This is a genomic window from Desulfosarcina variabilis str. Montpellier (assembly GCF_048565275.1).
In the GTDB taxonomy this organism is placed as follows: Bacteria; Desulfobacterota; Desulfobacteria; order Desulfobacterales; family Desulfosarcinaceae; genus Desulfosarcina; species Desulfosarcina variabilis.
Map to the genome: position 1 here is coordinate 5,743,837 of NZ_CP159846.1, position 11,663 is coordinate 5,755,499.

10 protein-coding genes are annotated in these 11,663 nt (G+C 49.2%); all 10 read right to left on the bottom strand.

What is annotated here, in order from left to right; translation table 11 throughout:
* Positions 1-14: 14 nt before the first annotated feature.
* The 10 genes from Dvar_RS25810 to Dvar_RS25855 all read right to left on the bottom strand — a co-directional run bounded on the left by Dvar_RS25810 (position 15) and on the right by Dvar_RS25855 (position 11,650).
* Positions 15-1,220, bottom strand: a complete 1,206-nt coding sequence (locus Dvar_RS25810) for a DNA cytosine methyltransferase (RefSeq protein WP_419656000.1) — start codon at positions 1,218-1,220, stop codon at positions 15-17.
* A 30-nt stretch (positions 1,221-1,250) separates the two neighbouring features.
* Entirely contained in the window at positions 1,251-5,213 is a 3,963-nt protein-coding gene (locus tag Dvar_RS25815; RefSeq protein WP_419656001.1) for an Eco57I restriction-modification methylase domain-containing protein, read from the bottom strand.
* A 28-nt stretch (positions 5,214-5,241) separates the two neighbouring features.
* Entirely contained in the window at positions 5,242-5,502 is a 261-nt protein-coding gene (locus Dvar_RS25820) for a hypothetical protein (RefSeq protein WP_419656002.1), read from the bottom strand.
* Positions 5,499-5,963: a hypothetical protein gene (locus Dvar_RS25825; protein WP_419656003.1), complete on the bottom strand. Its 465-nt coding sequence runs from the start codon at positions 5,961-5,963 to the stop codon at positions 5,499-5,501. The genes Dvar_RS25820 and Dvar_RS25825 overlap by 4 nt, the downstream gene beginning before the upstream one ends.
* On the bottom strand, positions 5,960-7,363 hold the full coding sequence (locus tag Dvar_RS25830) for a DUF4007 family protein (RefSeq protein WP_419656004.1): 1,404 nt from the start codon (positions 7,361-7,363) through the stop codon (positions 5,960-5,962). Before Dvar_RS25830 ends, Dvar_RS25825 begins: the two co-directional genes overlap by 4 nt.
* A gap of 25 nt (positions 7,364-7,388) precedes the next feature.
* Positions 7,389-7,583, bottom strand: a complete 195-nt coding sequence (gene mads1, locus Dvar_RS25835; protein ID WP_419656005.1) for a methylation-associated defense system helix-turn-helix domain-containing protein MAD1 — start codon at positions 7,581-7,583, stop codon at positions 7,389-7,391.
* A gap of 213 nt (positions 7,584-7,796) precedes the next feature.
* Positions 7,797-8,369, bottom strand: coding sequence for an HD domain-containing protein (locus Dvar_RS25840; RefSeq protein ID WP_419656006.1), 573 nt, complete (start codon positions 8,367-8,369; stop codon positions 7,797-7,799).
* Between the two features lie 2 nt (positions 8,370-8,371).
* Positions 8,372-10,588 (bottom strand): VIT and vWA domain-containing protein, encoded by a 2,217-nt coding sequence (locus Dvar_RS25845; RefSeq protein WP_419656007.1) that lies wholly within the window; start codon positions 10,586-10,588, stop codon positions 8,372-8,374.
* Between the two features lies 1 nt (position 10,589).
* The gene (locus Dvar_RS25850; RefSeq protein ID WP_419656008.1) at positions 10,590-11,024 is read right to left on the bottom strand and encodes a MerR family transcriptional regulator; all 435 of its coding nucleotides are present in this window, start codon (positions 11,022-11,024) and stop codon (positions 10,590-10,592) included.
* Positions 11,025-11,158: 134 nt separating this feature from the next.
* Positions 11,159-11,650, bottom strand: coding sequence for a JAB domain-containing protein (locus Dvar_RS25855; RefSeq protein WP_419656009.1), 492 nt, complete (start codon positions 11,648-11,650; stop codon positions 11,159-11,161).
* Between the last annotated feature and the right edge of the window lie 13 nt (positions 11,651-11,663).

Consider the following 11,663-nt stretch of genomic DNA (forward strand, 5'->3'; position numbering starts at 1 on the left):
TCCTATTCTCTGTATTAGTTCAGCTTGCTTTCTTGAACTTTCACTATCTCTTTTCCAATGGCCTTTGCTAATATTGGAGGAACTGCGTTTCCAATTTGTTTATACTGTTCAGTCAAACGGCCATAGAATTGGACGCTGTCAGGGAATCCCTGAGCACGAGCACATTCACGAACAGATATTACGCGGTCTTGTTCAGGATGTATAACCCTTCCCCAGTAAGGGTATGGACGAGTCAGAATAGTGTTAAAGGTTCCTTCCCAGTGAAGTCGTCCGAAGCGATTGTCATACCTTTTATCACCATGCCGTGCCAGATTCCTTGGTTTTAAATGATCAGGCAGATCCAGCCAACCAGCACCAGGTCGACGAGGAACCGCAGCAATCCTTTCGAACATGATTGGGCCCATTTTTGCACATGCATGTTGGGTCGGCTTTTTAGCATTCCCCCTCAATAGTCCTTGATACTCCGATGAAGAACCGCTTCTGTAGACTTCCCCGTTTGACTTTCCGCCGTTTTCTATTTTCGGAAGATCAGATATAGCATCACCGACAGTAATTGTCTTTTGAGGCTGCCAAAATAGATCCGGTGCTTTAGGCGGTCTTACAACATTTGCACGGAAGGCTTTTGCTCCAAAAATTGTTGTCCGAGGAAATTCATGGGTTGGATACGGAAATTCAGGCAATGGTAAATAATTTTTTACTGCATATAGAAAAACTCTCCATCGATTCTGAGGCAAACCGTAATTGCCGGCTTGCAAAATACCCATTTTAGTCTTGTATCCACATTCTTCGTAAGACTTTATAAGTGTTTTAATAACATGCCCATTTGACATAGAAAGGAGCCCTGGAACATTTTCCATTACAACAAGCGATGGTTTTAAGAAATCGACGAAATCCAAGAAAGTATCAACATGAGAGTTTCGCGGATCTTCCGGTGAACGGTGTCGATTATACCCGCTGAAGCCCTGGCAGGGTGGGCCTCCTGTTATAATGTCAACTTCTCCGGGCATGGGTAAGCGAGAATCGCCATCAACAAGTTTTTTATACAATTCTCTTGCATCTTCTTTAAAAATTTCTGTGTCCACATGTACATTGCTGTATGTGTCTGCTGCTGCATCCCAGTATTCGTTTGCCCATTTTATCGAGATACCAGCGTCCCTTAGACCCATCGAAAGGCCACCACAACCAGCAAAAAGATCGAATGCCGTTAATCTGATATTCATCAATCCGCCCTTTTTCCTCTATTGTGCGCTTTATCCGAACAGTATGCCAATTCTATCATACTCTTCTAGAAGCTTACGTTCTGAAAGAAATTCACCGAAGGCTGCCTCCTCCTTACGTTTCAGCACTGGAAAAGTTTTCATTAAATAGGACGAATCCAATTTTGTCAGGCCATATAGATGAGAAATATAGGCGTCTATTTCTGCTCGAAATTGAGCCCGCTGCTTATCATCTCTGCGATCTGGGAGGTGGTCATTTAAGCCAAAGTGAGGTTTCCATTTTCGGGAAAGTTTTACAGCTGATTCAGCAAGTTGTTTCCTGGTTTCTTGCTCATGCTTTGGTCCATATATGTAATTACAATCCTTAGGATACCAAAAATTTGGATCGTTCCACTCATCCTGAAAAACATTTTCCCAAAGATCAGCGTGCCTTTCCTCCACACAAATCAACCTTGCTGCTCTTGCGGTAACTGCCCGGAATATAACCCCCAATGAACCAGTTTCTTGTTGATTAAGTCGAAGCAAGGGAAGTGAGTACAGAAAGAAGTAGTTCAATGTCTCCATAACTTTCTGCCTAATTAAATAGTCCATCAGGTAGCTGCAAAACATTGATGTAAGCCAGAGCGCTTCCACATTATTTGGTCCATGGAGATTAAAATCAGCGTGGTATGGTGATACCGTAGGTATTTTATTTCCATGGAAAGCGGGAGGCAAAATAGTTGAGATCAGTGTCCTTTCGTTTGTTCCTGCTGCGATATCCCTGTAGCCCACTCGATAGCATTTAGTTTCCCATGCATTTTTCCCAATGGTTTCAGAGGCAACGTCTGCATCTACCCAATACCTGGGTGCCTCATAGAAATCGTCAAAATGCCATATCATTTTACCCTCATATAACGGCCACTTAGTTTCAGTGTTTTTAAAAATTGAACTGTGGTTAGTCATATGAAGTTCACTTCTAAATTGAACTGACCATCTACCCTCTATTTCGTCACCTAGCAATGGATGATCACCATAGATTTTTGAGGTTAAATCAATGTCCTCCTGTGACTGGAACTCCATGAGTGCATAACTATCACGACCCAGTTCCTTTACTTGCTTAAGAGTAATCTGTAATGAATGGCTATGCACTGATGGAAGTCTTTGGGGATCGTGCTGCATGAAGGCACAATTGAATGTGTCGGTGCTACCACCTTTTTCAATTGATAAAACAATGATTCTCTTTCTACCATCAACCGCTGTGAAGATTGTTGGCCAACGGTTTTCAAAGCTGTAAACGAACCTTACTCTATTTTTTGTAAACAACCGCTGCCTCAAAGGTATACAACCCTTGTTGGCATAAAAGCTAGCAGGTATGATGATCCCAATAAAACCTGTTTTTGTTGAAAGGGTTAGTGCCTGCTCCAAAAAAAGTTTAAACAAATCAACATCTCCACCTCCAAGGCTTTTATAGCTTGCTGGCTCCTTGCTAAATGTAACCTGTTGTTTAAAACCACTGCAATATTGTTCCCATTTTAAAGCAATAGAAGGATTTTCTTTCAAAAAACGGTCTGAGACCCTCTTTGCCAATTGCTTTTTATAAGAGCGAAACTGTGGATCATACCTTGAAAAGAATTCTTTGGAATTTGGTTTTATTTTGTCCCAAGGAGGGTTCCCAACTATCGCCTGAAAACCTGATCTCGGTATGTCATCCGAGTTTGGCCGAAACACATCGGGAAACTCCAAGGGCCAGTGGTAAAAGTGGTGCCATTCAAGATATGCTCTAACTGTGTCAAGAATCTTTGACAGCTTGGGATTCAGGGTGTCGGCTACAGACATCCCCTTTGCGAGCCGCTCAAATATCTCTTTATATTCATCGGGCTGGATTTCCGGGTCCATCAGGTAGGCCGTACACAGATCGGCCAAAGGGCGCAAATGGGACGTTGCATCGAGCGCTTCGTACAACACAGCTTTCTGGCTGTCCGTGTCGTCTTCATCGATCTGCGTGATGGACGCAATGCCCTGTCCAGCCTCGGTCAGGGCAGAGGAAAGATCGTTGTAGTCAAACAGCAGCCGTTGCGGGTCTTTCTTTTTGTTGCCCTCCTTTTTACGCTCTGGAATGTAGGCGAGCTGATCGAGTGATCGAATGCCGATAAGGCTGTTTCCGCAGCGAACGTGGTGGTCAAGAAAAGTCAGCTTGTGTTCGATGGCAAAACAGTTGAGCCAGAGAGACAGCTTGGCCAGGTTCACAGCCAGCGGATTGAGATCAACTCCGTAAATACAGTGGCGAGTGATGCGACGCCGCCAGTCATTGGGCTGGCTGGTCACAGAAACTCGCATTCCCTCGACATGGGGCACCTCTTCAAGCAGGGCGACAACCAGTCCGGCCATCTGGTTGGCTACGTCCACCAAAAAGTGGCCGCTTCCCATTGCCGGATCGCAGACCTTGAATTCCAGCACTTCATCTTCGACAAATCGTTCGACCAGCGCTGAGGCAGCCATAGCCGCCCCGCGGCGAGTGCCTACATCTTGTCCTTTCCGCGCCTGCTCTAACAGCTCGTCGAACCGATTTCGATAATCCTGCTCAAATTTTTTATTGAGTGGTTGGACAATGGTTTTTTCGTTGAGAAACCGAACAAGCGACTCCGGCGTGTAATATGAGCCGGTTTGTTTACGCTCCAGCGCGGATTCACCAAAATAGACATCACCTTTTTTAATGAGGGTGTCACCTTGCTTTCTGGTTGTCTGGGAAGCCAGCAGCATTTCCATACCCTTCTTGGTGCGGCGGCGAATACGGTCGGCGTCGGCGAGCATAACCGTGTACTCCAAGATGTTCTCGTAAAGCTCGCCAAGGTGGCGAACCTCAAGGTCTTCATAGGGTATGGCATACTCTCCATCGGGTTCGTTGTTGTAGGGTTCGACAAACGCCAGCAGGTAAAGCGCTCGGCACATAAAATCGTTGCGCAGCTGATGTTGACCCAGGAACCGCTCCTCTTCGTCATCGAAGAGGCCTCCGTTGTAGCCCATGATGCCGTATTCCGGGTCGCCGTCATTAACGGCGTTAATCAACCCCTTGAGATGCTTCCACAAATCATAATGATCCGTGTCACGGCGTTCCCCCCAGCGGAATTTGCGGGCCTCCTTGCAGAGCGTTTGGATGGAGTGCCGCTGGTAGAGATCAGCTTTTTCCGGGTCCGAGGGCAGCAGTCGCCGGGCCTCGGCATAAAACAGGAACAGGCAGCGGTAGATCAGTTTGACGGCGCTTTCGAAGATTTCCGCCCTTTCTTCCTCCGTGTACTCTTCGCCGCTTTTTTGGGTGTCAAAAATGAAACCGTTGCAGATGTACTGCAGGACCTCGTCCACCTGGGCAAGAAACGGTGTTTTGACGCTGTCTTCAAGCACCTGCTCCGATTGCTCCCGGTCACGGTCGAGCCTGCACTTGTAAACACCAACGGACTCATCCTGCTCCCTGGCCTCGGAATCATCAACGTCTTCTACAATGAAGGAATATTTGTGGAAGAATCGTTCGAAAAGGCCGTATTCCGCTTCATCTGACCCTTCCAAAGCCTGCTCCAAACGTAGTTCCACGTAGTCTTCATAGGGTCTTGAACTCTTGGTGGAGTATAACCGCCAAATGGCACCGTTGGTCAGGATTCCCCAGTTGAGCTTTCGTTCTTTGAGCTGCGCCAGAAGCTTGGCGGGGTAAAAGCTGCCGACGGTTATATTGTCAATGTCTGAATCAGGGGGCGCGAGATAGAGCACGCCAATGCAGTCCTTAAATCCCCAGTCTTCGAAAAGTGGGTAAACACCTGGAGTGGTTGGATTGCCAGGTGGGACGAATTCGAGATAGCTCAACGCCTGTTTCAAGAAAGATTCCCACAGGGACTCGGTGTCCTGGGAATTCCGAGACCGCCACGTTTGCGCCAAGGTGGCCATACGGCCTTGAGCGGCATCGTCGAGTTCGATTATACCTTTCAATTCCTCGATAAAAAGTGAGCTGAAAAGGCCGTTATTATTCATTCTTTTTCCTTATAGAAACTTATGGGATTTATCCTCTGAATTTCTCGTTATCACTCAATTCTGGCATCAAATGGCTGCACTCGTGATTTTTTGCCCACTCAACTGTTTCTTTCCACCTCAACAGCTTCTGCAACCCAGTTGTTTCATGCCATGCCGCAAGAATTAATGGTATGGGTGGTTTCTCGCTTTCCGGCAGAGCTGCTTTCCTCCAGACCTGTAGCAACGATTCATAAACTTCATTCCATTTCGCTGGTAATGGACAGAAATATTGTTTTTCTTTGTTGCTCATAGCGCCAGTGTCTCCCGTTGATCGACAACAAAAGTATATTGCTGGTACCGTCGGAATTTGCGGGTCGCAATTATCTTGTCGTGTTGAAGAACGAATAAGATGCATGGCTTCTGGTTCCAAGTTTCCACATGACTGGCAAACTGTTCGACGCTGTTTGTTTGGCCGGACCAGGTGGCCTTTAGAAACTCAACACCGGAGACGATCAAAACAGGAGCCTTGTCATACCCCTTCAGAAACTCGAAAAGGCTGGGAATCAGAAATTGGCTAATTTTCCTGCTGAGCTCCGCGTCCTCAGAGAAAAGCTCCAACAGATTGAGGTGTTCAGATTTTGTCTGATGAGCCAACTCTGCTGCCCACTCTTTTTGGCCTTCATACTCATGGGTCAGAACGATACACGCCCTTCCACGGGGGCGGGAGGGCATGGAGCTCACAAGTTGAACCATGTTGACAGGATCGCTCATTGAAAAATGCCTCCCGGTGATTGTTTGGTGTCTTCACGCGGCTCGTGGTCTTCAAAACGGGCGGACAAAAAACTGATCGCCGAAAGGCCCGGCTTGAGACGAATTTGATCGAGGTTGTGGGTGGTTTCGTACCGCAGCCAGCCACGGTCGTGAAGCCCTTCGATCTGTTGTCGGAACGATGCGACATCAAGCCCGAAAACCATTGCTGGAGAGCCGGGCGCAGCCGCCATTTCGCTGATCTGCGCAAGCTGCAATTCATTTAATGCACAGAAATCGTAAATCATGGCCGTCAGAACAAGTGGATTGAACTTTAAGAAACGACGACGATAGATCCGTTCGTCATCAGATTTTTGCAGCAACTCCAATTTTTTAAAATTACGCTCCGTGTATGCATCTATGACAAAGCGAATTTCCTTGTGCACATGAACTTTGAGTGTTTTTTTAGTGTACTGACCTCTGAGCTTGTTGCGGAAATATTCTTCCCAACCCTCCTGAGTCATTGCTGTCTGTTCCGACAATAAATGATTAAAAACATCAAACCAGATTAAGTTCTGGTATGACCCTGCAGCTTTGTAATGGCACCACTCAAGAGTAGCTGAACTCTCTATGAAAATGTCGTGAGTCGCAATGATTAACCCTGTGGGGGTGAGGATTTGCACGTTTGGCTTAATCAAGCCCATTGCCGTGCCCATACTTACCAGGCCTTCTACTTGCCTATCAGCCAACCCTGTTTCTTCTTTTAACAATTTTCGTTTGATTCTTTTTGACTCTTTTTGTTCCAGGAGAAAATTTAAAACGCGGGCAAGCTGATCGAATTCTAAAAGATAACTGTTGCTTACTTGAAGCTTTCGACGGATGCCCTTTTTTTCGGAAGAGGATTTTCCGGGGATCTTAACTGTTCGTTTGGCTTTCGATTCGTGCCCTCTCTCTTCATGTTCAGGTGAGTTTTGTCGCTCTATCGATGGCTGGCCTTCAGTTACTGGTTGCGTTTTGATTTTTAGCGGTCTGCTGGACAATGAATTTTGAGGTGACAGCTTTGGAGTAGATGGAGGATCTTCAAAAAGCTGCATTTGACCGGCGTCTCCGCCAGTTTTCAGCGGACGAGCGGTTTCAGGAGCTATTTTTCTGGTTTTTATGCAATCGATGGCCTTCAACAGAGCAATAGACGCCTGTCCGAGTCCTTTTATTTTTTTGAGGTTATCACCCGAAGCGCCAAGAACTTCATCTAAATTGCCAAAGACTCGAAGGAGCTCTTCAGCAATTGGCTGGACATCCTTACGTCCGATTGCATAGGTTAGAAGCAGTTCAAGCAACGCTTCATCAGAGCTTGACTCTTCATCGCCCGACAGGAAGCGATCTCTGAGTCTTTGCCTGTGTCCTGTTTTTCCCTTATCCGCCATGTTTTTGTTCACCCTTCATACGGATCTATTTTTTCTGGCGTCTTTTGTCCTCGGCCCCCCCACTGCGAACCCACTTGTCGACCTCTGATTTGTTGAACTTCCAGAGCCGACCGATTTTGTGCCCGGGCATTTGCCGTTCACTAATCCACTTGTAGACCGTATCCCGCTTAATCCCGAGATGGTCTGCAATCTCATCAACTGAAAGCCATCGGTCTTCCATCTTTGGTCTCCATTTTTGCTTGGTCCGGTAAGCTGCCTCACTGAAGACAACAAAAGACTGATTCTTTGATTGGCCTATATTGTCTATTTCTCAAGGCAGCTATGCTAAATGGCCAAATATCCATTGGAGAATTTATCATAAGCAAATCGAATGTCAATCAGTTTAAGCCGTTAAAATATTGTTTTAAACGAATTAGACCGATTTTGTTATGATTCATTGCGGATAACGGTCGATTTTTTCCTGCAACCGGGTAGCAAGGTAAGGGCTTGCACCCATGAGAGCCTGGTGGATTTGACAGGCCTCTTCACGGTAACGGCTGATCTTTCCTGGCTTCCAGTGCTTGGGCGGCGGCTGAAGGTTGGTAATCCGGTCCGCCATTTTTACCATCCAGACCTCCCTCGGTTGTTGTCTCACCCTTTCGAGGCTGTCTGCCATCTGGCGCTCTTTGCGTTGCTGTTTCGGCAGGTCTTTACCGATCGCATCATCCTTGGAGAGAGCCCGGACACCGTCTGCAACTGCAAGCCCGAATGTTTCGACCAACTGGTCGTAAGCAGTGTCGGTGTCTTCAATCGTGTCATGGAGCAGAGCACAATGGACGGCGAGGTCTCCGTCCAGACCGGGCTCTTTTGCCAAGGCGGCAATCACCTCCATGGCAACCATGCTGAAATGCATTAGGTAAGGGAGGTCAGTGCCGGGCACGAGTTGCTTTTTTTCGCTGTTCCAGTGGGCTGTAGCCGCATACCTGTAAGCTTTGATGTAAACGTCCGGAGACCAGTCACTTCCCATTGTCAGCTCCCAATTGTCTTTAGATAGTCTTCGATTATCGTCTTTACCCGCTGCTGAACTTCTGCAGGGACAATGGACAACTGCTTGTAGGCTTTCACCAGAATTCTCTTGGTCGACCGGTCGAGCCTTTTTTTTACCCGCTTGTGCTGTGACAGCAGATAAAGAAAAAGGGTCACGGCCGTCTCCTCGTCCACCCCGGTGTCCACCAATTCCGATAGTGCTTCGATCAACCCATCCGATGCTCCTTGGTCCTCCAAGTCGCTTATCGTCGTAACATCGCCAACAGGACTGAACAGTCCGGTTTGAAGCCTGTTCAACCGGTCAATGAAGTGGTCCAGCTTTCGACGCTCCAGGTCTTCGTTACTCATTATGCTGTACTGGACCATCGGCTCGGAATAATTCGCCATTTTGCGCCTTGAAAACATCGGGGCCTCAAGGCTGTAGTTCATGTCCATATCCTGCACCACAGCACCTGACCCTCCCCAACCAGCTGCAAGCATCTGGGGGGTCTTGCGGAGAGCCGGGAGATCCTCGGCTTTTTCTCCTTCGGCCCTTACGTCGATCGCCAGGTAGTTTGTATAGGAGGACATCAGTTGGTACTTCACGCCCAGGGTGGCGATCTGTCCAGAATCATCCATCGCCCTCATTTCGTATGCTGCAGCCATTCGGGCCGTTGTCCCATGCAGGCCGGTCGGTGGTTGGCTGCCGGCCATGCTCTCCAGGGGCACCCTTTGCTCGAGTGTCCCTCCGTTTTCCAAATCAGCCTGAAGTTCGACCTCACCTTCTGGTTTACCTTTGAACCTGCCGAAAACGTGCAGTGTGTCGCCGTCGTAGACAGCGCTGACTTGTTCCGGAAAGGTTTTCTCAGGCTCGCCGGGCCAGAGGATCTTCAAGTTTTCGGCCTTGGGGAAATAGATCCGTTTGAAATGCCGGACGATCTTTTCCGCCATGTCCTCGTTGGGAGAAACCAGCTCGCAGGCCCCGCCGGTGACATCGGCCAGGGTCTGTACGAAGGCCTCCGACACGGAACTGCCCACCCCCACGGTGAAAAAGCGCACCCTGGATCTATCAGCCATTTTTGTCACTTTTTCCCAGTCCCACACCTCGCCGTCGGTTATCAGAAGCGCCTCTTTCGACAGTTTGCTGCGTGTGGCCCCTTTGATCGTCGCAGCGATCGCCTGCCCGATTTCGGTCCCCCCCATGTCCGCGTCCAAGACCTCCAGGAGGTTCTTTGCCGTTTTCAGGTTACCGGCATCCGCAGGCACTGGCGAGGGGAATAGCATCTGGTAGGAGCTCCCGAAGCGAACGACGTTGAACTCATCTTCCGGCCGCAAGAGTTCGAGGATTTCGTAAAGCGCCTTGCGGGCCTGGGCGATGGAGTCCCCGCCCATGGAGCCGGAGCAGTCCACGATGATGGTGATGCACCTGGGTGTGCGTTCGGGTGTGGTCGGGAGCCTGGGGTAAAAGGAGGCCAGTGCGACGTAGCCGTCGCCTTCCGGTTCCACATGTGCGGCGCTCTTCTCGTCTGCCTCCATGGAAAGATTCAGGACAAAATCCCGGTCCATCAACGCCTGCCCCTTTTTCAGGGTAACGACCGTCTTTCCGTTTTGGGACTCGGAGACGATTTTGTGGGACGGGCATTCAACCGCAGCCCGGGACAGCATGCCGGAAATCGACACAGTGACGGCAAAGGGGTTTTCGTTCGTCAAATCGTATTCGGGTGCCTGGTGCGGCTGGACGCCGAGGTTGTCGGGATCTCCGTATCTCGGCGCGACGGTAGTCGGCAGGAAAAACCTCAGGGAGTTGTCTCTCCATTTGAAAAGCTCGGCATAGGTGATCGATATGTCGATGGCATCTTCAGGTTGCAGGTTACCGACATTCATCGTGTAGAGGCCGGGATCGACCTGTTCCAGCATAATCGCCGTGTCCCCGTCTGTTATGGCGTCCTCGTAGCGTTCCTCCGCTTCGGACTTTTCGACGACAACGCCTTTGAGCTTCTTTGCCCGGGTCTTGATGGTCATGTCCAGCAGCACGGCCCCGAGGGGCAGCGGGAAAGTGTAGACGGCTTCGATGTTGATTTTTTCAAGGTTGCGGTAGCTCTGCTTTACCGTAACCTGGCAAAGGAGGTTTTCGATTTCGGCCTCGACGTTCACCGACTGCAGCGCGACCTTACCCTCCCCGACAGGTTCCAGCACTGGCGCTGTCATTGCTCTGTTCATGTCACGGATCCTCCTCTCGTATTTTTTGGGCCAGGTTCATCACCTCTTTGAACAAGGTGCGAACCTGTTCAGGTTTCAATCCGGCGCGCTTGGGCTCGATGTGCAGTTCGATGCCGTCACATACGTGCATGTGGCTCCAGACCTCGACTGTCCCTTGTTTTCTGGGCAGGGGCGGCGGAAGCGGCCGGTCGCCGGTTTCACCTTGTTTTTCACCGGCCAAAATGTCCTGGATACGTTCCAGGGACAGCCCGGCGGCTTTCCACTTGCGGATCGCCAGCAGCTGCTCCAGGTGGCTGTGACTGTAAAACGCCCCCTTGCCGATGCCTTCCGGCCGGTCCACCAGCCCCTTTTGGATGTAATACCGGACCGTGCGCTTGTTCATCTCGACCAAGGCGCAAATCTCGTCGATCGTGAATTTCTTGTTGCCGCTTTTCATGACACTAATACTATACAGTAATGATGTCACTGTCAAGATTAAAATAACACGAGGTTGTGACAGATCAGGTCAAAAATACAGAACTTTTTAATAAACTCTGCTTTCTTTCGTTCAATGATAAATTGACGGAGGCATTAGCCCTGCAGCCAGGTTTTATAACGGTCAGCAATGGTTTTCAGCCAACCGGCATCAGCCATGGAAAAGAAACCATCGCCTATGATCAGGTGATCGTGCAAAGCTGTATCAATACTGGCCAGGGCCACATACACCTTGACGGTGATCGCGCGATCATCGGCCGATGCCACAACGCAGCCACTGGGATGATTGTGGGCCATTATCAGAGCGGAAGCGCCGAGCCTGAGCACCTGTTTGACGATTTCTCGCGGGTAAATCGGTGCACTGGTAACCGAACCTCTGAACATCTTTTCGATCCCCAGGACCTGGTTCTTGGCATCCATGAAAACGCAATACATGGCCTCTACATCCGGATGCCGGGCACAGACTGGCTTGAGGACGTTGTAAACTTCCGTTGCATTGGACAACCTGTGGCCTCTTGCCGATTCCTTGACCATTGATGCGAATTTTCCCGATCTTAAATCCTGCCAGAATTGTTCTTGGGTCGACATGTTTCACCTCCCG